General features: G+C 56.0%; 21 protein-coding genes and 1 pseudogene. 12 read left to right on the forward strand and 10 right to left on the reverse strand.

Annotation, left to right across the window (positions count from 1 at the left end):
• Positions 1-56: 56 nt before the first annotated feature.
• From AB4Z52_RS18615 to AB4Z52_RS18635, 5 genes are all read right to left on the reverse strand, one after another.
• Positions 57-1151 carry an alkene reductase gene (locus tag AB4Z52_RS18615; RefSeq protein ID WP_442219402.1) on the reverse strand — a complete coding sequence of 365 codons (1095 nt, stop codon included), beginning with the start codon at positions 1149-1151 and terminating at the stop codon, positions 57-59.
• Between the two features lie 88 nt (positions 1152-1239).
• A complete protein-coding gene (locus AB4Z52_RS18620; RefSeq protein WP_442219403.1) occupies positions 1240-2421 on the reverse strand; it encodes an acetyl-CoA C-acetyltransferase in 1182 nt (393 codons plus the stop codon).
• A gap of 15 nt (positions 2422-2436) precedes the next feature.
• Positions 2437-3063 (reverse strand): 3-oxoacid CoA-transferase subunit B, encoded by a 627-nt coding sequence (locus AB4Z52_RS18625; RefSeq protein ID WP_442219404.1) that lies wholly within the window; start codon positions 3061-3063, stop codon positions 2437-2439.
• 13 nt (positions 3064-3076) lie between these two features.
• Complete coding sequence (locus tag AB4Z52_RS18630; protein WP_442219405.1) at positions 3077-3775, reverse strand: CoA transferase subunit A; 699 nt, start codon at positions 3773-3775, stop codon at positions 3077-3079.
• 75 nt (positions 3776-3850) lie between these two features.
• Positions 3851-5551: an FAD-dependent oxidoreductase gene (locus AB4Z52_RS18635; protein ID WP_442219406.1), complete on the reverse strand. Its 1701-nt coding sequence runs from the start codon at positions 5549-5551 to the stop codon at positions 3851-3853.
• A 638-nt stretch (positions 5552-6189) separates the two neighbouring features.
• On the opposite strand from AB4Z52_RS18635, the gene AB4Z52_RS18640 reads away from it, so the two are divergent.
• The 4 genes from AB4Z52_RS18640 (at position 6190) to AB4Z52_RS18655 (ending at position 9752) form a co-directional block, all read left to right on the forward strand.
• Positions 6190-6876 (forward strand): IclR family transcriptional regulator, encoded by a 687-nt coding sequence (locus AB4Z52_RS18640; protein ID WP_442219407.1) that lies wholly within the window; start codon positions 6190-6192, stop codon positions 6874-6876.
• A complete protein-coding gene (locus AB4Z52_RS18645; RefSeq protein ID WP_442219408.1) occupies positions 6873-7685 on the forward strand; it encodes an IclR family transcriptional regulator in 813 nt (270 codons plus the stop codon). Before AB4Z52_RS18640 ends, AB4Z52_RS18645 begins: the two co-directional genes overlap by 4 nt.
• A gap of 221 nt (positions 7686-7906) precedes the next feature.
• On the forward strand, positions 7907-8614 hold the full coding sequence (locus AB4Z52_RS18650) for an EthD domain-containing protein (RefSeq protein WP_442219409.1): 708 nt from the start codon (positions 7907-7909) through the stop codon (positions 8612-8614).
• A gap of 160 nt (positions 8615-8774) precedes the next feature.
• Positions 8775-9752: a sulfite exporter TauE/SafE family protein gene (locus AB4Z52_RS18655; RefSeq protein WP_442219498.1), complete on the forward strand. Its 978-nt coding sequence runs from the start codon at positions 8775-8777 to the stop codon at positions 9750-9752.
• Between the two features lie 32 nt (positions 9753-9784).
• Here the strand turns inward: AB4Z52_RS18655 and AB4Z52_RS18660 are convergent, their stop codons facing one another.
• Positions 9785-10027, reverse strand: coding sequence for a hypothetical protein (locus AB4Z52_RS18660; protein WP_442219410.1), 243 nt, complete (start codon positions 10025-10027; stop codon positions 9785-9787).
• 15 nt (positions 10028-10042) lie between these two features.
• Between AB4Z52_RS18660 and AB4Z52_RS18665 the strand changes: the two are divergent.
• A pseudogene (locus AB4Z52_RS18665) lies at positions 10043-10228 on the forward strand (ATP-binding protein); the annotation flags it as partial.
• A 149-nt stretch (positions 10229-10377) separates the two neighbouring features.
• Here AB4Z52_RS18665 and AB4Z52_RS18670 read toward each other — a convergent pair.
• Positions 10378-10563, reverse strand: a complete 186-nt coding sequence (locus tag AB4Z52_RS18670) for a hypothetical protein (RefSeq protein ID WP_442219411.1) — start codon at positions 10561-10563, stop codon at positions 10378-10380.
• 86 nt (positions 10564-10649) lie between these two features.
• On the opposite strand from AB4Z52_RS18670, the gene AB4Z52_RS18675 reads away from it, so the two are divergent.
• Complete coding sequence (locus AB4Z52_RS18675) at positions 10650-11402, forward strand: AraC family transcriptional regulator N-terminal domain-containing protein (RefSeq protein ID WP_442219412.1); 753 nt, start codon at positions 10650-10652, stop codon at positions 11400-11402.
• A gap of 331 nt (positions 11403-11733) precedes the next feature.
• On the opposite strand, the gene AB4Z52_RS18680 is transcribed toward AB4Z52_RS18675, so the two are convergent.
• Positions 11734-12684, reverse strand: a complete 951-nt coding sequence (locus tag AB4Z52_RS18680) for an MBL fold metallo-hydrolase (RefSeq protein WP_442219413.1) — start codon at positions 12682-12684, stop codon at positions 11734-11736.
• Between the two features lie 306 nt (positions 12685-12990).
• Here AB4Z52_RS18680 and maiA point away from each other — a divergent pair, with 306 nt between their 5' ends.
• The 4 genes from maiA (at position 12991) to AB4Z52_RS18700 (ending at position 18569) form a co-directional block, all read left to right on the forward strand.
• A complete protein-coding gene (gene maiA, locus AB4Z52_RS18685; RefSeq protein ID WP_442219414.1) occupies positions 12991-13620 on the forward strand; it encodes a maleylacetoacetate isomerase in 630 nt (209 codons plus the stop codon).
• A 296-nt stretch (positions 13621-13916) separates the two neighbouring features.
• Entirely contained in the window at positions 13917-15005 is a 1089-nt protein-coding gene (locus tag AB4Z52_RS18690; protein ID WP_442219415.1) for a substrate-binding domain-containing protein, read from the forward strand.
• Positions 15006-15082: 77 nt separating this feature from the next.
• Positions 15083-16021 carry an ABC transporter permease gene (locus tag AB4Z52_RS18695; RefSeq protein WP_442219416.1) on the forward strand — a complete coding sequence of 313 codons (939 nt, stop codon included), beginning with the start codon at positions 15083-15085 and terminating at the stop codon, positions 16019-16021.
• Positions 16022-16043: 22 nt separating this feature from the next.
• Complete coding sequence (locus AB4Z52_RS18700) at positions 16044-18569, forward strand: ATP-binding cassette domain-containing protein (RefSeq protein ID WP_442219417.1); 2526 nt, start codon at positions 16044-16046, stop codon at positions 18567-18569.
• 413 nt (positions 18570-18982) lie between these two features.
• Here the strand turns inward: AB4Z52_RS18700 and AB4Z52_RS18705 are convergent, their stop codons facing one another.
• A complete protein-coding gene (locus AB4Z52_RS18705; RefSeq protein WP_442219418.1) occupies positions 18983-20839 on the reverse strand; it encodes a CocE/NonD family hydrolase in 1857 nt (618 codons plus the stop codon).
• 120 nt (positions 20840-20959) lie between these two features.
• The gene (locus AB4Z52_RS18710) at positions 20960-21787 is read right to left on the reverse strand and encodes an N-acyl homoserine lactonase family protein (protein WP_442219419.1); all 828 of its coding nucleotides are present in this window, start codon (positions 21785-21787) and stop codon (positions 20960-20962) included.
• A 409-nt stretch (positions 21788-22196) separates the two neighbouring features.
• Here AB4Z52_RS18710 and AB4Z52_RS18715 point away from each other — a divergent pair, with 409 nt between their 5' ends.
• Both AB4Z52_RS18715 and AB4Z52_RS18720 read left to right on the forward strand, forming a co-directional pair.
• A complete protein-coding gene (locus AB4Z52_RS18715) occupies positions 22197-23390 on the forward strand; it encodes an ABC transporter substrate-binding protein (RefSeq protein WP_442219420.1) in 1194 nt (397 codons plus the stop codon).
• Positions 23391-23428: 38 nt separating this feature from the next.
• Positions 23429-24352 carry a branched-chain amino acid ABC transporter permease gene (locus AB4Z52_RS18720; protein ID WP_442219421.1) on the forward strand — a complete coding sequence of 308 codons (924 nt, stop codon included), beginning with the start codon at positions 23429-23431 and terminating at the stop codon, positions 24350-24352.
• Position 24353 lies beyond the last annotated feature (1 nt).

The raw sequence follows: 24353 nt of genomic DNA on the forward strand, positions 1-24353 counted from the left end.
GTAACAGTCAGCGATGAATCAGCAACTGTTGCTCCGGGACATTCTAACTGTCGATGTCACGATCTGTATCGTGGGTAGTCGACGTAACCTTTGTTGCCACCACCATAGAACGTATTCCGACTGGGCACCGTAAGCGGCCACTCGTTCTCCAGCCGCTCGACCAAATCAGGATTTGCGATGAAAGGCTTGCCAATTGCAATCAAGTCCAAGAGGCCTGTTTCCAAAGCCTTTTCTCCCATTTCCTTATTGAATCCGCCAGCCGCCATGAGGACGCCTTTATACGTCTCACGCAGTACATGTAGCTGGTCGCCAGGGATGCCCTCGCCGCCGATTGTGTGTTGATCACTCAAATGAAGGTAAGCAAGCTTGCGGGAGTTCAACTCCTTTAGGAAGGTTAGCCAGGTCTGTGCTTCGTCGGGGTAAGCGGCCATGTCATGCAAGCGACCAAAAGGAGAGATCCGCAGGCCTACGCGACGCGCGCCGATTGCGTCAGATACTGCATCGATCACTTCAAGAGGAAAGCGAAGGCGGCTTTCCAATGAGCCACCGTACTTATCGGTGCGCGTGTTCACTGAAGCGTTGATAAACTGGTCGAGCAGATACCCGTTCGCACCATGTATTTCTACTCCATCAAAACCGGCCTCGACGGCGTTTTGTGCCGCTTGAGCGAAGTCGTTCACCACTCTTCCAATCTCGTCGATGGTCAGCGAGCGGGGATCGCTGCAGGAAACCTGTCCTGGAGCACCATTTTCGTCATAAGCGAAAGAGTTGGAGGTTTCAGCCGTGATAGCGGTAGGCGCAACCGGAGGAAGTCCACCTGGCTGCAAGGAAACGTGCGAAATTCTTCCAACGTGCCAAATCTGAGAGAAAATTTTGCCGCCTGCCTTGTGAACGCCCTCCGTCACCCGCTTCCACCCATCAATCTGGGCCCGGTTGTAGATGCCTGGCGTATAAAGGTATCCGCGCCCCTCTGAAGAGATCGGCGTTCCTTCGGTGATGATGAGACCGGCGCTTGCGCGCTGGGTGTAGTAGAGGGCAGTGGATGGATCGGGGGCATCTTTCAGTGCCCGTGACCGGGTCATGGGTGCCATGACAATACGGTTGGCAAGGGACAAACCCGACAGATCGTATGATTGAAACAGCTTTGCCATCGAAGGCTTCTCCTTGTGGTACGCCTAAAATGCGGAAACACCATCGGCGATGATCGAACGCGCCCGCTGTTGTAGTGAATTCGGGTAGCTAGAGCGCCTCAACGCACATGGCGATGCCCATCCCACCACCGATGCAGAGGGTAGCCAGGCCCTTCCGAGCGGACCGCCGTCTCATCTCAAACAAAAGAGTATTTAGGATGCGAGCGCCCGATGCTCCGATCGGGTGGCCGATGGCAATCGCTCCACCATTGACGTTGACTTTCGAAGGATCCAAACCAAGTTCTTTGGTCACTGCACACGCCTGGGAAGCAAAGGCCTCGTTGGCCTCCACCAAGTCAAGATCATGTGCCGACCAACCCGCCCTTTCTAATGCATTTCGCGAGGCGGGGATTGGTCCTGTACCCATTACTTGCGGATCGACACCAGCAGTCGCCCACGACGCAATCCGCGCTAGAGGCTGGATGCCACGGCGAGAGGCTTCTGCCTCGCTCATCAGCAAGGTAGCCGCAGCCCCATCGTTGAGTCCCGAGGCATTGCCAGCGGTAACAGTGCCGCCCTTATCGAACGCTGGACGCAGTTTAGCCATGGCATCCAATGTCGCGCCGCGCCGGATATATTCATCTGCGTCTACAGTGACGTCGCCCTTTCGTCCCTTTACCAGGAATGGAACGATTTCATCCTTGAACCTTCCGGCTGTCTGCGCGGCTTCCGCCTTGATCTGGGAAGCAAGAGCGAATTGGTCCTGATCTTCCCGAGAAATCTGCCACCGACGCGCAACGTTCTCGCCGGTAATCCCCATGTGGTAGCCATAGAAAGCGTCTGTGAGGCCGTCCTTGACCATGGAGTCGATCAAGTTCATGTCGCCCACTTTCGTCCCGGATCGCAAATGAGCGACATGAGGAGCGAGCGACATGGACTCTTGTCCGCCAGCCACGATCACTCTGGCATCGCCGATGGCAATTTGCTGCATGCCGAGCGCTACGGCCCGAAGCCCCGAGCCGCAGACCTGATTGACGCTCCAGGCAGTCGCGGCTTGAGGAACACCAGCTTTCATCGCCGCCTGTCGGACTGGATTTTGACCTTGTCCGGCTTGCAGCACTTGGCCCAGAATGACTTCATCGACTTCACTGACGTCTACATTCGCTCTTTCAAGGACAGCTTGGATCACTGCCGCCCCAAGCTCGTGGGCTGGGACATTCGCGAACGCGCCATTGAAGCTTCCGACCGCTGTTCGCGCCGCGCTGGCAAGGACGATAGATGCGCTGGTCAATTTATCAGCTCCTTCTCACTGGACTATAGTTGCTTCGGTCGCTTGGATGAGGTCGTCTTTTGACACCCCGTCGGCAAGTTCGACGATCTTCAACCCACCCTCAACGACATCGAGCACACCAAGGTTTGTGATGATGCGATCGACCACGGCCTTGCCTGTTAGAGGCAATGTGCATTCACGCAGAACCTTGCTCTCACCATGCTTGGAGGTGTGATCCATGACCACTACGACCCGGCCGACCCCTGCAACCAGATCCATCGCTCCGCCCATGCCCTTGACGAGTTTGCCGGGGATCATCCAATTGGCCAGATCGCCGTTTTCTGCGACCTCCATCGCCCCAAGGATCGCCATCGCAATCTTGCCGCCCCTGATCATGGCGAAGCTTGTCGCGCTGTCGAAATAGCTGGTGTGGGGTAGCGCAGTGATGGTCTGCTTTCCGGCGTTGATGAGGTCAGCGTCCTCCTCTCCCTCGAATGGGAACGGCCCCATGCCTAACATTCCGTTTTCCGATTGAAGGGTGACCGACATACCTTCCGGAATGTAGTTCGAGACCAGGGTCGGGATACCAATCCCGAGATTTACATACCAGCCGTCCTGGAGTTCCTTCGCTGCCCGGGCAGCCATCTGATTGCGGTCCCACATTGGGCGTTCTCCTCTAAGCTCTCTTCCGAACGGTGCGCTGCTCGATGCGCTTTTCATGTTCGCCCTGGACCAAGCGATGGACGTAGATGCCGGGAAGGTGAATCTCGTCCGGGTCAAGGCTGCCAGGCGGCACGATCTCTTCGACCTCAGCGACGCAGACGCGGCCACTGGTGGCGGCCGATGGATTGAAGTTGCGAGCGGTCTTGCGGAAAATAAGGTTGCCGGACGTGTCGGCCTTCCAAGCTTTCACGATCGATACGTCCGCGACGATTCCACGCTCCAGTATGTAGGTCTGTCCGTCGAAATCCTTGTGCTCTTTGCCTTCGGCGATCACGGTTCCGACGCCAGTTTTCGTATAGAAGCCAGGAATACCAGCGCCGCCTGCTCGCAAACGTTCTGCGAGGGTACCTTGGGGATTGAATTCAAGTTCAAGTTCGCCGCTCAGATACTGACGCATGAATTCCGCATTCTCGCCGACGTAAGAGGACATCATCTTCTTGACTTGGCGGGTCTCAAGCAAAATCCCGAGACCAAATCCGTCGACGCCCGCATTGTTTGATGCGATCGTAAGTTCCTTGACCCCAGCTGTTCGGATTGCGCCGATAAGAAGCTCGGGGATGCCGCACAGCCCAAAACCTCCGGCTGCGATTGTCATGCCGTCGAAAAGCAATCCCTCTAGAGCCGCTTCAGCCCTGCTGTAGACCTTTTGCACTTGGTAGCCTCCGTGTTGGTGACGACCGGCCAGTGCCACGGCTTCGGCGAACGGAGGCCGTGACGCTGCCGAAAATCAGCTGTTGGCGCCGGACATATGTCGCGCGGCGATGTATCCAAAGGTGATCGCCGGACCGAGTGTGATGCCACCGCCGGGGTAGTTCCCACCCATGATGCTCGCGGCGTCATTGCCAGCGGCGTAAAGACCGGCGATCGGCCGACCGTCGCCATTAAGGACCTGAGCGTTCTCGTTGGTTTTCAATCCGGCGAAGGTGCCGAGATCGCCCACGTAGAGACGCACAGCATAGTACGGGCTCTTTTCAATGGGCTGAACGCAAGGATTGGGCTTCACGTTCGGGTCGCCTAGTGAGCGGTTATAAGACGTCGAACCCTTATTGAATTCGGGGTCTTCGCCCTTCCTTGCATGCTTATTGAACTCTTCCACTGTCCGTTCAAGCTGGTCCGCGTCGGCACCCAACTGGTCGGCCAAATCCCGCAATGTCTTGCCCCGAATCAAGTAACCGTTGTCGATCTGCTTTTGGAACGGGACGGGAGCAGGCTTTGCATAGCCAAGCCCATACTTTCGGAACGCTTTGTGATCTGCGATGAACCAGGCAGCCAGTTCGCCCCCTTCCTCCTCGCAGCGCTTCACCATCGCCTGGCAGAAGTCGTGGTAGGAGTTTGCTTCGTTCACGAAACGACGTCCCGAACGAGTGATGGCGATGACGCCAGGCTTCGAGCGGTCAACGAAGTGGGGGAACGTTCCAAGAGTTCCATCTGGGCGTCGCGGACGCGAAATCGGAACCCAAGCTGCGGGATGGGGAAGATCGGTAACGACCTGAGCGCCCACTTTCTCGCCAAGACGAAGGCCATCGCCCGTGTTGCCGGGGGGAGCAGGGGAAACGTGTTCATGGCCAGTCGGCGCATGGGGCATCAGTTCCTTGCGACGAACCGGGTCCTGCGGGAAGCCACCGGCTGCCAACACGACGCCCTTTGCAGCGTACACCTCGTACTGGCCATCGGGTGCATCGACTTTGGCGCCGAGCACACGACCGTGGTCATCGGTTATCAGCCCACTTACAGGGCTTGAGGTCCAGATGGGGACATTCATGTCGAAACAAGATTTCACCAAGCGAGCGACAAGCGCATTGCCATTGACCAAGCGCATCGGGCGACCGTGGAAGACCTTGTCTCTGACGAACTTCGCCAGAAGCTTCGCCACATAGAACATCGATATCGGCGAGCGGGTGACGTTGAAGAAGTGTAGCAGCTCCTTGCCCGAGCCGATCATCATGCCAAGGAGGGTAATCTCCCAGAGCGGCGGACGGAGACGGCTGATCTCTTTCCCGAGTTCCCGTCCGTCAAAAGGCTGAGCTACAATCGATCTACCGCCTGGCATGCCGCCTGGGGCGTCGGGATGATAGTCGGCAAACGTCGGGCCAAGGTCAAACTTGAGCGCGGTATTCTGTTCGAAGAAATCGACCGCTTTCGGACCAGCCTCCAGGAAGGCGTCGATCCTTGGCGCATCGAAATACTTACCGGTTTCCCCCTGAAGATAGGTCCGCGCCTTTTCAGCGCTATCGATGACGCCAGCACGCTTTGCCGGGGCATTCCCAGGAATCCACATCCAGCCGCCTGAACGAGCGGTGGTTCCACCGAAGACAGGTTCTTTTTCTACAACGAGCACTTTAAGGCGGCGATGGGCAGCAGCCACGGCGCTCGCAAGGCCACCGGCCCCTGATCCAACGACCAGTACGTCACAGTCATAACGTTTCATAGATCTTCCTCTTTCGTCGCGGCACGAGGCCGCTACCGACCGGCGGGGGGGCGGCCGATCGAAATGGCCTGAAATTTCAAATTGTGAACACCATTGGCAGCCCACCCTCTTCGAAAGGCCGCTGACAAAAGTTCGCCTGCACCAAGCTCTCGCAAAGCACCGAGGCGCGGTTTTGGTGGCCGCTGAGCGGCGAGTATCTTGAGTGACAGGTCGTCGAAGCCATCAAACATCGGTCCTCGCGGAACGCTCGGTGGACTCGTTGATGTACATTGGCAGCAGCGCGAGAGCGCCGACGCAGTCAAGATACATGGTTGGTCCTCCCTGGCGCACGGTCTCGACCGTGCCGTCCTCTGTCGTCAGCGACGCACTCCCAACGCACTGACAGTTACATAGGCTAAAACAGCTCGCCTTTGGCCCTACATTCTTTGATAACGAACCGATTTGTCAATAGGAAATTTCTTCGGCGTGCTTTGCTATGTTGACCGGTGTCGCCAGCTGAGTATTAAGTGTGAGGCGCTGGGACGGAGCAAGCCGAGGAAAGATGAGGGATTTCTATGGGTAAGAGTGAGGGGCGGGGCATTCAGTCAATCGACATCGGGGGACGACTGCTTTCCGCTCTGGTAAGCGCGGATGGCCCGATGATGCTTCGTGACCTGGCGGCGGTGGCGGATCTCCCGCCGGCACAGGCTCATGCTTACATTTCAAGTTTCCGTCGGCTTGACCTCATCGAGCAGGATGGTGCGACTGGCCGGTATCAACTGGGTCCCCTCGCTCTCCAGCTCGGGTTGGCACGTATTTCGAGTTTCGGGCCGCTGCGTGCGGCTCGGGATGCCGTAGTCGAGCTGGAATCCGAGCTTGGCTTGATGGTTGCGCTCGTTGTATGGGGCTTAAGCGCTCCAACTGCTGTACAGGTTCGCATCGGAAATTATCCCCTAAACGTCAACCTGCGGCCAGGGATGGCCCTTCCGGTGCTTGGTTCAGCCGCCGGGCGCGTGTTCGCAGCTCTCGGCAGACCCGATGGCATCGATGAGATAATCGCCGCAGAATTCGCCGAGGCGGCCGGAGGGAAGGCCCCATCGAAATCAACGAGGAAGGCCTTCGAGTCTGAACTCGAAGGTATTCGAGAGAAAGGCTACGCGATTACAACAAGCGAACCGGTTCCCGATGTAGATACGATTGCGGCACCGATACTTGGCCCCGACGGTGAGGTTCTGGCGATCGTTATGGTCGTCGGTAATTCTCAGAATCTGGATCTGAAGCCCGATGGACTTCCGACCCGCTTGCTGCTGGCCAAGACTGAAGCTCTTTCTGGTGAAAAGCGATGAAGGACAAACCACAGCAGCGAAATGGTACAGATGCGCGTGGCGTGCAGTCGGTGGAGGTTGGTCTTAACATCCTGCTTCCGTTCCTGACTGCCCCGGGGCCGCTCAAGCTGCGGGAGGTCGCCGAAAGGGCAGGTGTCCCTCCGACAAAAGCGCACGCGTACATGGTGAGTTTTCGCCGGATGGGCCTTGTTGAACAAGATGAAAAGAGCGGCCGCTATCGCCTCGGTCCGTACGCGCTTCAACTCGCGATTGGGCGAATGCGAAGCTTCGATGCCATGAAGTCGGCGGCGACGGCCGTTGAGGCACTGTCAGAAGAAACGCGGCTGACTGTTGCAGTTTCCGTTTGGGGTTCTTTTGGGCCTACCGTTGTCCAGATCCGCAAGGGTGTCGATCAAAACTACATAAACACGAATGTGGGGACGGTCTATTCTGTCTCGGGGACGGCGGCGGGTATGGTTTTCGCTGCATACATGCCGGAACCCGCTATCAAAGCCGCGATCCGTGCCGAGGTGCGTGAGGCTGGAAAGACGCTCCGCGTCGGTAAGACCCGTGCGTATAACGATATTGTCGAAGAAATCGACAACATTCGGCGACAGGGTTTTGCCACCATCTTCCCGCGCCCGGTTCCAGGCATTGCTGCCATCGGCGCGCCCGTGTTCGACTATACCGGTCAGATCCAAATGGCGGTAACCCTGATCGGTACGGAAACCCATCTCGACATTGACCCCTCAGGTCCAACGGTCAAGAAGCTTCTGGCTGTCACGCACAGGCTGTCGTTCGAGCATGGACACGTCGATCCAACAAGTTAGGCCGTGTTTTTGAACTCAACTTGTTGATGTTGATGGGAGTCGGTCGTCCAGCGGCTCACGATCCCTCGTATCTAATTTCTGCCGACGATGGCCCTCTCGTTATTCGAATATGCGTTATTGACATATTAGTTTGCTTTAGGCAAATCTTTGCCAGCCGGTCGGAACAACTGTTCTGGCCATTCGAGGCATGGGAGATGCCTCAATCCAAGAGGAGTTTTAAAATGATCGTTCGCTTCGGCCTGCTGACGCGGCGCCATGATCTGTCTTCGGAAGCGTTTTCCACGTACTGGCGCGCATCGCATGCAGATGTCGTCAGGGCGCAGATGCCGGACCTGCACGGGTATCTTCAAAACTACGTTGTCGACCGGTCCCAAAAGGGTATCGAGTACAAGCGGGGGTCCGTTGAGGTGGACGGAATGGCGCAGCTGTTCTTCCCGTCGCTAGTCGATACTCGAAAGTTCTCCGACGAAAAGATCCTCAAGGCTCTGAAGGAAGACGAAGACCAATTCCTGGGCGGAATCACCATCCTGACGACTTTGCAAAACGTTGTTGCCATGCCGCCGACCACCGGCAAATTCGCAAAGCGGATGTCATTCATTCGCAAGCGTCCGGAAATCTCAATGGAGAAATTCCAGGATGAATGGTTCAACAGCCATTCCTTCCTGGTCAAGCGACTTCCCGGTCTGCTTGGGTATCGCCAAAACATCGTGATCGACCGCATCGCGGACCGGTTCAATCCTGCTTCCCACGCGCTCGAGGTTCCTATCGACGGAGTGGTCGAGCTTTGGTTCGAGAGCGGCGAAGCGACCGAAAACGCGTTCCTGTCGCCGAGCGGCGTCACAGCAATGTCGCACGCGAAGGAGTTCATCAGCGAGGTTTCGACTTACATGGTCGATGTAACAGAGATCATCCCGGAACCCTCGTTCTAAATCCTTCTCTACGTCGAAACGGCTGCTCGCCGCGTGAAGCGGCGGGGAGTCTGTTGTCTCCAGAAACGAGGTCCATGGGTTGAATTGGCTGTCTTACTCAGTTGCCGCCGTGGCGGTTATTATACTCGGCCTTTCCAAAGGCGGGTTCGCAGGCGTGGGGATGATAAGCACGCCGCTTTTGGCTCTCGTTGTAGGACCAGTCAATGCTGCCGGGTTCATATTTCCTGTCCTCATAATCCAGGATGCTGTGGCAGTCTGGATGTACAAACGCGAATGGAGCCGTAGGATCGTTGCTACGATGGTCCCCGGCGCGGCGGTGGGAGTGCTCGCGGGCTACCAGTTGGCGTCTACGGTTCCCGAATGGATCGTGGAGATAGCGCTCGGCGGTATATCTCTGATCTTCGGTTGCCGTCAGCTTTTCCTTATGCTTCGTTCTCAGAACCCAGTAGGCCGTCCACCGGCGATTGCTCTCGGGGTGGTGAGCGGCGTGGCGTCCGGATTCACCAGTATGATAGCTCACTCCGGAACGCCGCCGTTCCAGCTGTACGCTATGCCGCAGAAGCTGGGTCGGGATATGTATATCGGAACGAGCGTTGTGTTCTTTGCTACGCTCAATTGGATGAAGTTTCCTGCGTTTGCAATGCTTGGTCAACTGAACAGGGAGCATCTAACGTCTGCACTCATCTTCGCGCCAATTGCTATTTTCTCAAGCTGGCTAGGTGTTCGGCTCGTTCAGCGGGTTGATGTGGCGCGTTTCAATCTAATCATAACGCTCATCCTGATCGGCGTCAGTTTGGCTTTGATCGCGCAGGGTAGCTTGGCGTCATTGGTATGTCGTCGGTCCCGACTAGCACCCTCCATTTCGACCGGCTGTTTGTCAAAAGGTTCCTCGCCTGCAGAGTACCTTTCTCGACGAGATCTACTGACTGCTGAGCACCCGGAGTTCGAGAACGACTTGTTTCTTCCCGCCCTAATCTGTGATCGCTTTTCGTCTGCGAGCAAAAGGGATCCGCTCTTTGAGACTAAGTTGGATCTGACAACCATCAAGTCTCTGCCGCGCCAGTATCTGCTATGCCGGCGGCACAATGGTCAGGCGTTGCCCGCAGCGAGCTTTGAGATCGCGTTGACGTCAACGTAATCGCGCCAGGAGACGATGTAGTCGACTCCGATTTAAAAGATACCCATCAGGGTCACTCGCCCGATTTCGCTGCGGTCAGCGCGTTCGAAAATGTCGAGCCGCTCCGTGAGCACACGATTGCCATCTGTAGCGATGGCAAGCATCTCGATGCGAACCGTTGCGATGCCCATAGACTTGTCGGCCTCGTCGATCATTCCGACAGCTTCGTCGATGCCGGTTGCGCATGAAATCCCAACGTTTTCCCAAACGGTATCGGAGGTGAACCAGCGCCGCACCGCAGGCCTTCCGCCATCCTCGAAGATCGCTACGGCCGTCGTTCTACGATTATCACCAGCCAACTTCCCGTGTCAGCCTGGCACGATTTTATCGGCCATCCAACCTACGCTGACGCCATTCTGGATCGCCTCGTTCACAACGCCCATCGCATCGATCTATCCGGCGATAGCCTGCGACGAAATCAGCCGCGAAAATCTTGACTCCCAACCACGATAGACTGAAAACAAGCCAGACCAGCAGGACCCCAGCCTCAAGGGGGCGAGATCATCCCGGAATCCGGGGGCGCAATCATCTCGGAACAAAGGGGCGGCTTCATCGGAATCGGCACAGATCGGCTGAACCGGCGTTTTCAGCGACGCGGTCCGCCCTGGGTGTCATTTGTGAAAGGAATCTGGTTCATACGTTTGTTTTTGACTATGCCTGATGGTCCTGATTTATTGCCTGATCCCGTCAGCACCTTGATCTTTTCAGGCAACTGGTCCTCAATGGGACGATGGATAACCTCGATGAAATACGCTCTCTGGCGATCCGACATGCGGGAGCTAAATATCCCGGCATGTCGCGGCTGAGCATTTACAAGGTCACCGAACCGACCGAGCTGAATGCCTAGTCTATGTCCCGATGGCGTTCATTGTCCTGCAGGGAACCAAGCGGACAATTATCGGGGATAAGCTGTTCGAGTACGGCCCCGGCCAAACCATGGTCGTTGCTGCCGAAATTGCCGCCATGGGCCAGATCGTCGAGGCATCGCCGGACATGCCATTCCTGGCGATCAATCTCGATCTTGATCCTGCCGTCATAATGAACGTGGTGCTGTACCTGTCCGAGACCCCCGAACTGCAGATGCAGCCCGGGTTTGCTTTCAGCATGGCCAATGCCGAGCTGATTGGTGCGTGGCAAAGATTGCTAGGAATGTATGAGCGGCCAAAGGAAATTCCGGTGATGGCGCTTCACCTGGAGCATGAACTCATGTTCCGGCTGATGCTGACCCCGCACGCTGAGATGTTGCGTCAGATCGCCGGCGTCGAGTCACGCCTGTCGCATGTTCGACAGGCAATGGCGTGGATACGTGAACACTACGCGGAGCAACTCAGTGTCGAAGATATGGCCGCTATTGCAGGCATGAGCGAGTCAGTGTTTCACCGACGTTTTAAAGCGGTGACGGCTCTAAGCCCACTACAGTACCAAAAGCACATACGGCAGCAGGAGGCCCGCCGCCGGTTGATCGCCAAGCAGACCGATGCAGCTTCGGTCGCATTTGCTATGGGTTACAAAAGCACATCGCAGTTTAGCCGTGAATACAAGCATCTTTTCGGCGAACCACCGCGTCGTGACGCCGAGAGGGTCTCGACCAGGGTCAAAGGTAGCCTGTAGAGTTTCCCGCCTATTAAGTCGTCCATAATAGGTATCGATCTGATTGGCATGGCGCTGGCGCGATCCTGCCTTACCCATCGTGCGGCTGTCGAAACAGTGTTTGCAATGCTCGATCATTGATGCAATGGCGATGTTTGTGCCACCTCTTCTTCCTTTGTCATGACGATGAAGAAAAGCTACTGGTTTATCCGTTCGAGACAGACCATCCGAGATGGCGAACTGACAGTGAAGAGTGGGACACGATCTGTGAAGGCGTTGACCCGCAGCGAATTTTCTTCACTTTGCGAACGAGGGCCGCCAAATCGAGGCGGCCTTCGTAGGCTATGACGTTTTACTTCTGGAGCGCTTCCCACATTTCCTGGTCGCGCTCAGCTGTCCAAACGCGCGGCGTATCGATGCCGCGAGCTTCGTCGTAGGCTCGCGCAACGTTGAATGGCAGGCAGTGCTCATAGATCGCATAGTCGCTGAACTTGGAATCGCAAGCGGCGCGGCAAGCGTCCCACGCCTCCTTCAGGCTTCCGCCGCGCGAGGCCACCCGTTTGACTGGGGCGTAAGTGCTCTCCAGGAAGTCAATCGTGCTGTTGATCGCCTTGTTGACCATTTCGGGGCCAACAAGCGCGTCACCGCGTCCCGGCACGATAGCTCGCGGCTTGTATTCCGCAATGCGCTGCAGTGTCTGCGGCCAGTCCGTAAAGTGAGCATCACCGCAGTAGCACGCAGAGTGGTATTCAACGATATCCCCGGTAAACATAACTTCTTCGTCTGGAACCCAGATCACAGCATCGCCAGCCGTGTGAGACCGGCCTAAATGCATGATCTCGACCTTTCGCTTCCCAAGGTAGACCGTCATCTTCTTCGAGAAGGTCACGGTGGGCCATGTCAGACCTGGAATTTCTTCATGTCCTTCGAACAGACGGGGGAAGCGGCCGAATTCAGAAGCCCAGTCTTCAGCTCCACGCTCTTCCACCATTCCCCGCGCAACATCGGACATGATGATGTCGGTTTCACCGAATGCGGAGGCGCCGAGCACTCGGACAGCATGATAATGGGTCAGCACGACGTGGGTGACTGGCTTGTCCGTCACCGACCGAATGCATTCGACCACTTTCCTTGCCAGGCGGGGGGTTGCCTGAGCTTCGACGACCATAACGCTTTCATCGCCGATGATGACGCCTGAGTTGGGGTCGCCTTCGGCTGTGAAGGCATAGAGGCCTCTTCCGATCTCGGTGAAGGTTGTTTTCTTCTCCGTCAGATCGCCTTGCGATGCAAACTTCTTTTCCATGACTGTTTCTCCTTAAATTCCTGCGCTTTCGGCGACGGCTCTATCCTTCGACAAGACGATCCGCGACAATGCATCCGCTTGGGTGGCTGCGACAAGGCACTTGGCCTGACCGTTGATCTGGTCAGGCTAATATGCGCTTAAATCATTGAAGTTATATATTTTTCAACTGCTCTCACAGACTGATGCGCCAAGGACCGTAAATGTCAGAATAATCGCATTTGACAAATTGGTTCGCCTATAACAAACATACCCGTATGCTCGAAGAGGTCAAGCCTTGTCGGCGGACAGATCGGATCGGAGGAAGATATGAACGTGCTTTTGTACGATTATTGGAGATCTTCATCCTCCTATCGGGTACGGATCGCGCTCAATCTGGCAAATATCCCGTTCGAGAGCAGGAGTGTGAACCTGCTGGAGGGAAAACAGCGTGCGGCCGACTATCTTGAACTCAACCCGCAAGGTTTCGTGCCGACCCTGCTGATCGATGAACAGAAGTTCACTCAGTCACTGGCAATGCTCGAATACCTTGATGAAACGGGGGCGGTGAAACTTCTGCCGGGCGACCCGCAGGGTAGGGCACGGGTTCGTGCGCTTGCTTACGCGATATCGATGGACACTCATCCGATCTGCAACGTTTCGGTCGCCAAGCATGCCGTCGAGGCTTCCGCGGGCGCCATAACGACGCAAGCGTGGATGACCTTTTTTATCGAGCGGGGGCTGACCGCGTTTGAGGCGCTGCTTGATGAACCTGCGACAGGCGCTTTCTGTCACGGAGACCATGTTTCGCTCGCAGACCTATGCCTCGTGCCGCAGGTCTACAATGCGCTTCGCTGGGGCCTGGATGTTACCCGGTGGCCGCAAGTCAGTAGGATTTATGGTCACCTGGAAAAGATGCCAGAGGTTGCGGCTGCGCATCCAGACAATTTTAAGCCTTAGAAAATAATGGATCCTCTGGACCCGTCTGGTTAGATGTAGACCCAAGCCTTTAGAACGCCGAATTTCCTGATGCGACAAAGCTTTCTCGGGGGCGCGCGAAAGATCACTCCGCAAGCTCGCGATGCGATATTGACAAATCCGCTTGTTATACGCAAATTTCGATATGTGAGCGAAGGCTCTGCGTGTGTCAGTCTGATAACGCAGGACAGGGGGATTGTCTGAAGCCGCTTCGTTGATCCAAAGAGGAGGAAATGATGAATACCGCAAAAGCGCTTGCATCGATCGCGCTCATATCCGTGCTTTTGGCTGGCGCCGGCTGGGCCTCTGCTCAGAACGATAGACCATTTGCTCAAATAGATGTTGCTCCCAAGCGCGTGGGTAGCGCAGCAGATCTGCAGTCCATGGACAAGTTCTGTGGAACGAAGAAGATTCGCGTAGCCTATTCCGACGGATTCGGTGGCAATACGTGGCGCAAGATTTCGCGCGCCGAGCTTGAAGACGAAGCGTCGAAGTGCCCGAATATCACCGAGGTCGCATACGTCGACGCTCAAGGAAATCCGCAAAAGCAGATTTCGGACATCCAATCACTGGCCGCGCAGGGCTACGACGTGATCATCATCTTCGCTGACAGCGGCGAAGCTGTTTTGCGGGCAACCAAAGAAGCTACTCAAGCTGGTATCGCTGTCGTGCTTTGGCAGTCTGGTGTCGATTTCCCGGGCACCCCAGGGGTCGACTACCTTGTGAACGTCACCGCCAGCCAGTCAGACATGGGCGGCGTATGGATGAAGTGGATTGCCCAACGTCTGAACGGCAAGGGGAACGTGCTGGTTTACGGCGGAACGCCCGGCGCACCTCAAACGGCGGGACAGAAAGCAGGGCTTGAAAAGGTTGCAAAGGAATATCCCGATCTCAGGATTCTGGAGGATCCGATCGTGACAAACTGGGATCCAGCCCAGTACCAAAAGTTGACGCCCGCGCTCCTCGCCAAATATCCACAAATCGACGCCATCTATTCCGACTATGGAAACGGCGTTATGGGAGCCCTTCGCGCGTTCAAGGAGGCGGGTCGACCCATTCCAATCGTCACCTCGCAGGCAGCGAACGAGCTTTCGTGCTTCTGGAAGAAGGAGAAGGCCAACGAACCTCAGTTCCAAATTGGCACTGAATCGGCCTTCAACTGGATCATCCGCGTCGCCCTGCGCAAGGGTGTAGCTGCAGCCGAGGGCCTCAACAATACTGAGCCGTCGATCATCATGCCGACGATTGTCGAAGACAGTACGGACACCAAGATGCAACCGGTTTGCAGCTCAGACCTGCCGCCCGACATCGCTGCTGTTTCGACGCAGCTGTCGAAGGATCAGTTAAACAAGCTCCTGGCAAAGTAACACGATCAAATCCGACTGACCCTTGGCCGAGCTAACGTCGGCCAAGGCCGCCTTATACAATCGGAAAATCGGATAGAATGACGAAAGCTTTGAAGCGGCCGACGGTCCGCGCGATAACGGCCCTGGTGGTCCTGGTCATTGTTGGCGGACTGCTTGCGCCCAGCACAGTCACGATAGGCGTCTGGCAAGCGATGCTTCCATTCGTAGCAATTTTGGGTCTCGCGGGCCTTGGTCAGCATTTGGTGATCCAACAGCGGGGCTTTGACCTCTCCGTTGCTGGCGTCATATCACTCGCCGCCGTCATCGCAACGATGGCGCCTTCCAATTCGAGTGCCGGTGAAATTGTCCTCTTCCTGGTGCTCGCCCTGCTCGCTGGATTGGCCTCAGGTATATTGGCCGGATTTTTCGTCGCGGTGTTAGGTGTGGCACCCGTCGTGACGACGATCGGCGTCAACGCCCTTCTGTTGGGAGTAACAGTGAGGCTTACTGGGGGTGTGCCAGGTACCGCTCCTCTCAATCTCATCGCGTTTTCGACGGACCGGGTCGCTGGAGTTCCAGTCATCTTCTTGATTTTCTTGCTAGCCGTCGCAGTGATGGCTTTCATGTTGAATGCGAGCGTAATAGGGCGACGCTTTGTCGCCGTGGGCACAAACCCCCATGCGGCATCGATGCTTGCCATATCCGTCCGGGGCTATCAGCTTCTCACCTATGGGATTTCCGGAATTTTCTTTGCGATGGCTGGTGTGCTGCTTGCGGGATACCTGACGACCCCAACGGTGTTTTCCGGCAACCCGTACATGTTGACCACAGTTGCCGCATTCGTGGTGGGTGGAAACGCACTGTCAGGCGAGCGATCCAGCGTCATAGCAACTGCAATCGGCGTCGTATTTCTGACCTATCTCGACCAGTTGCTGGTGTCGCTGGGAATACCGCGATCAGTTCAGAATATCGTCCAAGCAATGATTGTGATTGCGGGTGTCGCTCTGCCTGAATTCGCCCGCAGGCTAAATCGCTAAGATTGTCACGGGGTATAGGATCATGAACAAGAATTCCCCTCCGGCGGTCGAGCTTTGTGCAATCAGCCGCGATTTCGGGACTGTAAAGGCGTTATCAAACGTCAGCTTGGCAGTACATGCCGGTGAAATTCTTTCGATCGTCGGAGAGAATGGCGCGGGCAAATCTACGCTCATAACCATCGCGGCAGGCGCACTTGCGCCGAGCGCTGGGGAACTTCGCGTCAATGGTTCGCTAGTCTCGCGGCCCTCCTCGGAAACGATGCGGAGGGCAGGAATTGCGGTCGCCTATCAGCATCCGGCACTACCACCCGATCTTACCGTCTTGGAATGCTTTTCGCTCGTCGCGGATGGGTTTGAAGGATATGTTGGCAGGCGAAAAGCTGCGGTTCTTCTATCTCGGATTGCGACACCTGCACTGCAGCCACACCCCAGCGAACTCATAAAGGACCTCAACATCGCGCAGCGCCACGTTGTCGAGATTGGCCGCGCGCTGGCTTCTGATCCCCGTGTTATCGTCTTTGACGAACCAACCGAACCCTTTCAGGAAGCCGATGTCCACCAGTTGTTCAAACTCATTCTGGAGCTGAAACAACAGGGAAAGGCAGTTGTCTATATTTCGCATCGACTGCAGGATGTAGCCCAGATTTCTGATCGCATCGCCGTTCTGCGCGATGGAAGGCTTGTCGCCGACAGGCCCGCGGAGGCTTTCAGTTCGAAGGAAGTTGTCGAACTTATCGTCGGGCACGCACTTGAACAGGCTTTCCCCGAGAAGACGCAAGCGCTGGATCACGATATAACCCCGGTGCTGCAGATCCGAGACTTGTCTGGAAGCGGGTTCTGGAAAGTATCGCTCGCTGCGCGAAGGGGCGAGATCGTTGGGGTTGTTGGCGTCGAAGGACAGGGGCAACGCGAGTTCATCCGTGCGTTGGCCGGGGCTGAGGTTTGGCGGTCCGGCGAAATCGAAATCGGCGGAAAGTCGTTAGCCAAATCCGGAAGAGCGGCTGCCCGCTCTGCAGGAATCGCATTCGTCCCGGATGATCGCCACCATGAGGGGCTTTTCCTGTCGCTATCAGTGCGAGAGAATTTTTCGATCGGGCTGGAGAAAAAGGTCGCGCATGGTGGTTTGATGATGCCCACGCTTGAACGGCAGGAGGCAGAGGCAGGGGTTCGGACGTTTCAGATCAAGACCGCCGATGTCGAAACTCCTGTTGGGCAGTTGTCCGGTGGAAATCAGCAGAAAGTTCTGATCGGAAGAGAAGTTGCCGACAAACCGCGCATTCTGATCGTCGATGAACCAACCAAGGGCGTCGATGTTGGAGCTCGTGCAGAAATTTATAGGCAACTCCGCAAGCTCGCGGACGAAGGGATACCAGTCTTCGTTTGCTCATCCGACGGCGTTGAATTGCAGGGACTTTGCGACCGCGTTTATGTGTTTGGCCGTGGTCAAGTCATTGCGGAGCTGGCAGGCGACGACGTAAACGATCACAACATCACTGCCGCCAATCTTGGCGCGACTGATGATCAAGGCGCACAGAGCGGCGAACCGTCGCGAGCGAGAGATGCGAAACGAACGAGTTTCCTGTCGGCAGGACTGTCATCAGTTTACATGCCTGTTCTTGTGCTGATGATCTTGATTGCAGTTGTCGGATTGGCAGCTTCATCTGCCAATCACCGTTTCTTAACTCCGTTCTCGCTGGGGCCGATTTTGTTGTTTGTCTCTGCACTGGGGATTGTTTCTCTAGCGCAACTTTGCACAATCTTGCTGGGCGAAATCGATCTTTCCGTTGGTCCACTGATCGGGTTCGTCGTCGTCTTGTCATCTTATCTGACGCCAGAAGGGGCGGGTCTCACCACGATCGGGCTGGGGCTCCTGACCGTCCTGTTGATAACGGCAGCGCTGGGATTGCTGCAGGGTGCAGTGATCGAGACCCTGGGGTTACCCTCAATGGTCGTTACGCTCGGGACATTTTTCGGTTTCCAGGGACTTTCGCTTCTCCTACGACCGCTGCCTGGTGGCACGATCAGCATCGTGCTTCACGATATCTTCTCCACTCGCGCCAGCTTTTTTCCAATTGCTCTTGGAATCCTGATTGTCGTCGTGCTCGGCCTGGAGTTTTTATTGTACCGCAGTCGTATCGGCCGATCTGTTCGCGCCAGTGGCTCCGATCCTGCATCTGCATTCAAGCTAGGTGTAAGTCGCGGGAAAATGACCTTGCTGATGTTCACGCTATCCGGACTGTTGGCTGGCATCGCGGGCTTGATGATAGCGGGTGAGATAGGGGTGGGGGTGCCTACCGCCGGTGTCGACTACACGCTGATGAGCATTACGTCGGTCGTGGTCGGCGGTGCAGCGATCTCTGGGGGAAGGGGGTCGTTTCTTGCCACAGCGTTCGGAGCGGCACTAATCCAGTTGATAATGAGCACAACCCCATTCCTCAGACTTGGGACGGAATGGAATTACTGGATTACTGGCGCCACTACACTTGTTGCTGCTGGCCTTTTCACGATGTCGCGAAAGCGCAGCTATGCAAGCGATGCCGTACCTTGAAATCAGCGGCTTGCCGCAACTGGTCTACTGGGATCGGGAAGTTGCAGAATTTTCAATGGTGAAAAGGGCCGAACTCAGCGATTCGGCGTCGACGGCGGGGTCGCCTGTGCGAGAAGGAACAACGATGGCTCGCTTCAACAGAGGCTTGCCATTTATCTCACGGATCAGGTCGTGACAATCGGAGGGCTACCCTTCTGCAAATTTTAAGGGCCAGTATTCTTCAGGAGCTTGACCGCGTACGATAGAGTTACGTGCGCTAGAGAGAACACCGTGGCCATCCGGCATTGAGCGCTCTTATCCAGTTCTTCCTGGCGGTACTGTGGAAGACGGATTGTGAATCCTGCTTTTCGCATGCACTAGCGAGCGCACAATCATGGGAGCGGGCGGTCGCCACGCTCCCATGATTTCAGCTCTCAATCGTCGGCACGCACTTGGCAGGGGCCGTCGCCTGCTACGGGTGCATCGTCCTTCCAAAAGGGAATCCCGGGATTATCGCTCGATGCCCAGCACTTGAATTGAGCAAGAGGAAGATTGAGCGACGAACTGTTTTGGGGGCCGAAGTAGAGAGTCGTGATGTTTCCTGCAAGTGATGCTGCCTGGGGGGCCGTCGGGAAGCAAGGATCAAGCCCAAGGGAAGGAGAGCATTTGTCGGTAGGCGTTTGCGTTGTAAGCGTGAGCCTGAGCTTGCTGCCCGGCGGGATAGATACGAACCGCGAGGAAACAGCAAAATCATACCTGCGGATCGACCCCGGAGCGATAGGCTTGTCGTCAAGATATCTGCCGTAGGGCCGGACCGGAATTCCGGCTGCATCCGACCAGGAACGTTCGGGATCATTTTCTGACAAACTTGCCAACAAAGTTCCAGAGGACACTTTTGTTACGCCACCATCAGGGTCGACGGCTTCGACCGTTGCGATCAGCTCGATGTTGGAGGTGTTGGATGAGGCGTAGATTGATGCGCTGATCGGCCCAGCAATCGTCGCTCCTTCGGTAAAGACAGGCGAGTCGTATTGGAGAACGCTTCCCGCACCAGGCTGAGCCCAGGTGATTGCATCTTTGGTGGTCGTATTGGGCAAGTTCTGTGACAGCGTCCGATCTGCAGATAGGTAATATCGCGTATAGTTGCTGACCGGCGGATAGACGCCCGTATTGAACCAGCGATTTGAAATCATTTCGTGGACGTGGATCGGCATCGAAGTCTGATCGATTCCGGTCTTCGCGCCCTTGAGCCAGGTGTCGTACCATTCCAGCGTGATCCGATCGTCGATGTTTTCGCAATGACCGCCCTGGCCCATAACGATGTGGATTTTGCCCGACGGTTTCTGATCTTTGCCCATTTTCTGAAAAACAGGACGCTTGCTGCTTGCATTCTGGAGATAGGTGTAAAGTTCGAGCGAACTCTGCGCGTAGATGTCGCCTTCATTGCTCCACAACAGGACGGGAAGTTCGGCGTCCGCAATCTTTTGGGCGAGGTTTCCAGCAGTTCGTAGATCCCAGAAGGTCCCATCATAGGCGCGTGCGCCGCCGGATGTAACCTCATCCAGGAAAGATTGACCGGATTTCGCCGTCTTGCCGCCCATTGCGCTTCCGATCACTCGCTGAAAGTTAAGGGTCTGGGTGGGGATGCCGCCAGCATAATAGGGTTCGCGATAAAGCTCAGCGCCCATGCAATAGGGCGCAAGCGCCTTTACCGGCGAATGTGGCCCGAGTTCAGCGGCGGTTAAAAACTGATTGATCCCAGCGTACGAGCCGCCGTTCAGGCCGACCACGCCATTTGAGTTTTCAAGCTGCGTGGCCGCCCATTTGACTAATTCGGCGCCATCTTTCGCTTCGTTCTCGTCGAAGAATCCAAACTCGCCGCCCGATGTAGTCGTGCCACGAATATAGGCTGTTACGAAGATATAGCCGCGCTTGACGAAATAGTCTCCGGCGGTGGGCTTGGTGTTCAAATACGGCGTTTGCGTCAGCAGGACCGGAAACGGACCATGAGCCTTTTCTCCCGTTGCAGGGTCGGTGGGATAAGAGATATCGGCATAAACCAGAGTTCCATCCCGCATTTTGACGGCCGTCTGCTTTTCGAGCTTTGAACCGTAAACCGCTTCACCTGGTGCCCATGTTCCTCCCGGCCAAGGGGTGGCCACCTCTGGCTTTGCTGTGTCATCCGCAATGGCCTCAATCGGACTATATAAATTCAAACTGAGAGCCATGGTCGCGGTGAACATCAGCGCGTGTATGAACTTAAATGGCATTGCCTGACTAGGTTTTCTCATGACAAATCCTCCTCTGTCGTTATCCTATGTGGTTGAACCCATTGGCATTCACGGGACGCAAAAACGCAGTCTCGCAAACCACTAGGCGGGCGAGTCCAATTGAAGTTTTTTGATTCCAGCTCAGTCGTAGCTGTGGGGCGCCATCTCGAAGTTTTTGAAATTAATCTCGTCGTGACCGAAGAAGACCCTTGCTCCCGTCAACTCAAGCAGCCGCTTGATCTTTCGAGTTGAAGCGTACCAGACATCTTGATTGCGCATGCCCCAGCCCGCAGGCTCGAAGGACTGAAGGTTTTCTTTGAGTGCACACTGGTCGTTCGTAAATAGGATCGGCCCCGAGTTCGGCAGGTTGAGCACTAGTCCCATCAAGCCGTTTGCGTGTCCGGGCCAGAGATGGAGTATCATCCCTTGGAAGATCTCGATGACTTCGCCAGCAAGGGGCTGCCAGTTGTGATCGAACGAAAGATAGTCCGGAAGATAGTTTCCGTAATCTTCCTTGGTGGCTACCGCATAGAACGCCTGCTTCAGTTCGATCTCGTGCACGTAAATGGGGACATTTGTTCCAGTAAAGTAATGTAGGCCGCCGCCATGGTCGAGGTGTAGGTGGCTGAGGACGATTGCCTTGACGTCTTTGATGTCGTGGCCCGTCAAGGCAATCGCCTGATCGAGGCGGTTCTCGTCCGCATACTCCACCCAAGGAAACGCATCGGCAAACTCGGGCCCCCAAGCCACGGCCGGATTTGGCGCTGAGCCGCAGTCATAGAGAACAAGTCCAACATCGGGATGTTCGATCAGCATCGCGAATGAATGCATCCGACGCAGCTCGTGGTCCGGCTTGCGGTTGGAGACGGTCGATGAATTTCTTCCCCGAAGAAACCAGGCAACGTCACCCTCTGTTGCGCCCAATCGCAGTATCCAGAGCTTCGTACCGACCGGGGCGGTGCGAGTCATTTCGTCTCCTTCCGGTATAGTTGTGACCGAGTGGAAGTAAATTGCTATATGCAAATGACTTTGTCTATAGCAACTTTCTCTCAAGGGCGAATCCTTTTGTTACAGCCCCTTCCCCTTGCAATCGCTGACTAATTTGCAGGTAGCGAGATTGTTGAAAATCCGTCGCAGCCGGAAGACATATATTCGTCTATTGCAAACGAGTTTGGTATGAGTTATCCAAAATCCATACCCGGCCCGAGGGCGCATAGATTTCCGGGCAGCTCGGAGGAACGGGCTTGGAGGAGAAATTCTGTCGACCTCGGAGGCGGGCGACAGATCGCAGGTCGCGACCGCGTTTACATCCCTTGTTCTCTCCAAGCTCAATCATTGGCCGCTACTCGACGGACGCGCACAAAAAGTGGAGGACTAAATGACATTCAGAAAAACGACTATTAAAGCCGCGCTCCTTGCGAGCGTCATGGGAGTAGGTTTCTCGGCTGCCGCTGAGGATATCAAAGTCGGTTGGAACGGCGACCTTTCAGCATCGCCATCGGCACTGAGCGGCCAGGCCGGTGTTCTCGGTATTCAAGCTGCGATCGAAGACATCAACGCTGCCGGCGGCCTGCTCGGCGAGAAGATGACCCTCGTCGTGCGAGACGACCTCTCGCAGCCACCCAAATCCATCCAAAACATGAGCGATCTGATCGATAGCGAGAAAGTCATTGCGACGTTTGGCACGACGAATTCCGGTAACGCGCTCGCTTGGAAGCATATCCCGAACAAACGGCAAAACCCGTCCATGGGCTGCATTGGGTCTGCGACGGATATTACCAAGCCGTTGCCCGGACAGGACAACTACATGTACCGCGTATCGATGGTGGATCGGTCTCAAGTGGCTGGTCTAATTGCTTACGTCAAAGCTCGTCCGGGCACGAAGAATGTCGGCTTCATGGTTGAGACGACAGGTTACGGGCAGGGGGCACTGAAAGATCTTCAGGCGCTCGCAGAAAAGAAGGGCGTGACGCCTGCCAACATCGAGAAGTTCGGCGTTGCCGACACGGACATGACCTCGCAGTTGGAGAAGCTGAAGGCCGCTGGTGTCGACACCGTCATCATCTGGGCACAGGGCACGCCGATTGCGCAGGTCCTTCGCAGCATGCAGAAGATCGATTACTGGCCAGTCACCCTTGCTTCGTGGGCTGCCGACAACGCGAGCTTCTACGACACAGCAGGGGCGACCCTCGCTGAAAAGCCGATCTTCATTCGCACGATCACTGAAGAGCGCACCCCTGCACAGCAGAAGCTCTTTGAGCGGCTGGAACCCAATTTGAAGTCGAAGAGCGCCTTCAGCTTCTCGGCACATTGCTATGACGCCACGATGCTTCTGGCTGCGGCGATCAAGCAGGCAAACAGCACCGAGGGCGCAAAGATCCATGCGGCTCTCGACGACCTGCAAACGCCGGTCGAAGGCATCATGAAGACTTACAACAAGCCCTTCACTGCTGACCAACATGATGCGCTGACAGCAGCGGACTACCGTTGGACCCATTGGCAGGGTGGTAAGCTCCTCCCCTACAAGGACGAAACCGTCTCCGCATTGAAACCAGCGGACTACGCCGAATAAGCAAGTCTTTTTAAAAACAGACAGCATTGGGAGCGGTCATGCTCGCGACTTACATTCAAGCCTTGGTCAGCGGCCTTGCGATTGGGGGCGTTTACGCCCTCATCGCCCTCAGCTTCAGCATCACCTATACCACGACAAAAACGATGAACTTTGCCCAGGGCGAGTTCCTCTCGTTTGGGGCATTCATCGGCGTGACCGCTCTCCTTCTGCTCTCGGGCCTTAGCAGTGACCTAACCGCCATTCCTGGCTCCGCTGTCCTTGGCTGGCGGTATCCGGTGGCAGCCGTCGCTGCGGTGGTTGCGGCCGGTGTCATGGGGATTCTGATTTTTCTGATCGCGGTTCGTCCCTTTGCCGGTAAGCGAGGCATGAACTGGGTAATGAGCACTATCGGGTTTGGTGTCATTCTCCAAAGCATTGGTCTTTCCATCTGGGGTCCGGCCCCTGTCGTGGTGCCGTCACCTTTCGGTGACGGCGTTGTTCGCATCGCAGGTGCGGGCGTCCGCCCGCAGGAAATCCTCGTGCTGGCAGCGGCGGTTGTCATCATGGTGGCTCTCGACCTCGTCTTGCGGCGGTCGAAGATTGGCAAAGCCATGATGGCGGTCGCCCACTCGCCCCAAACGGCGAGCCTCATGGGCATCAACGTGAGTGCCGTCATGATCGGGGCATTCGCATTGTCCAGTGCCCTGGCGGGACTTGCAGGCGTTCTGATTGCACCTATCGCCTCCGCGTCTCTCTTTATGGGGCTCGGTTTTGCCCTCAAAGCCTTTTCAGGTGCGATTATCGGCGGCCTGACTAACCCTCGCGGCTGCATTTATGGCGGCTTCATCCTTGGGGTTCTTGAGTCCGGTGTCGGTCTCTGGGAAGCCCAATGGCGGGAGATCGTTGTCTTCAGCCTGATTATCCTCGTGCTCGCTGTCCGCCCTCAGGGTCTCTTTGGCCACGCCGCAATCGATAAGGTTTGAT

It is taken from the genome of Rhizobium sp. 2YAF20, assembly GCF_052114685.1.
In the GTDB taxonomy this organism is placed as follows: domain Bacteria; phylum Pseudomonadota; class Alphaproteobacteria; order Rhizobiales; family Rhizobiaceae; genus Rhizobium.

Excerpts from the sequence above, each read along its gene's own strand:
- AB4Z52_RS18615 (WP_442219402.1), bottom strand. The coding sequence starts at position 1,151 with ATGGCAAAGCTGTTTCAATCATACGATCTGTCGGGTTTGTCCCTTGCC.
- AB4Z52_RS18625 (WP_442219404.1), bottom strand. The coding sequence starts at position 3,063 with ATGTGGGACCGCAATCAGATGGCTGCCCGGGCAGCGAAGGAACTCCAG.
- AB4Z52_RS18635 (WP_442219406.1), bottom strand. The coding sequence starts at position 5,551 with ATGAAACGTTATGACTGTGACGTACTGGTCGTTGGATCAGGGGCCGGT.
- AB4Z52_RS18640 (WP_442219407.1), top strand. The coding sequence starts at position 6,190 with ATGATGCTTCGTGACCTGGCGGCGGTGGCGGATCTCCCGCCGGCACAG.
- AB4Z52_RS18645 (WP_442219408.1), top strand. The coding sequence starts at position 6,873 with ATGAAGGACAAACCACAGCAGCGAAATGGTACAGATGCGCGTGGCGTG.
- AB4Z52_RS18650 (WP_442219409.1), top strand. The coding sequence starts at position 7,907 with ATGATCGTTCGCTTCGGCCTGCTGACGCGGCGCCATGATCTGTCTTCG.
- AB4Z52_RS18655 (WP_442219498.1), top strand. The coding sequence starts at position 8,775 with ATGATAAGCACGCCGCTTTTGGCTCTCGTTGTAGGACCAGTCAATGCT.
- AB4Z52_RS18670 (WP_442219411.1), bottom strand. The coding sequence starts at position 10,563 with ATGTCGGATCGCCAGAGAGCGTATTTCATCGAGGTTATCCATCGTCCC.
- AB4Z52_RS18675 (WP_442219412.1), top strand. The coding sequence starts at position 10,650 with ATGGCGTTCATTGTCCTGCAGGGAACCAAGCGGACAATTATCGGGGAT.
- AB4Z52_RS18680 (WP_442219413.1), bottom strand. The coding sequence starts at position 12,684 with ATGGAAAAGAAGTTTGCATCGCAAGGCGATCTGACGGAGAAGAAAACA.
- maiA (WP_442219414.1), top strand. The coding sequence starts at position 12,991 with ATGAACGTGCTTTTGTACGATTATTGGAGATCTTCATCCTCCTATCGG.
- AB4Z52_RS18695 (WP_442219416.1), top strand. The coding sequence starts at position 15,083 with ATGACGAAAGCTTTGAAGCGGCCGACGGTCCGCGCGATAACGGCCCTG.
- AB4Z52_RS18700 (WP_442219417.1), top strand. The coding sequence starts at position 16,044 with ATGAACAAGAATTCCCCTCCGGCGGTCGAGCTTTGTGCAATCAGCCGC.
- AB4Z52_RS18705 (WP_442219418.1), bottom strand. The coding sequence starts at position 20,839 with ATGAGAAAACCTAGTCAGGCAATGCCATTTAAGTTCATACACGCGCTG.
- AB4Z52_RS18710 (WP_442219419.1), bottom strand. The coding sequence starts at position 21,787 with ATGACTCGCACCGCCCCGGTCGGTACGAAGCTCTGGATACTGCGATTG.
- AB4Z52_RS18715 (WP_442219420.1), top strand. The coding sequence starts at position 22,197 with ATGACATTCAGAAAAACGACTATTAAAGCCGCGCTCCTTGCGAGCGTC.
- AB4Z52_RS18720 (WP_442219421.1), top strand. The coding sequence starts at position 23,429 with ATGCTCGCGACTTACATTCAAGCCTTGGTCAGCGGCCTTGCGATTGGG.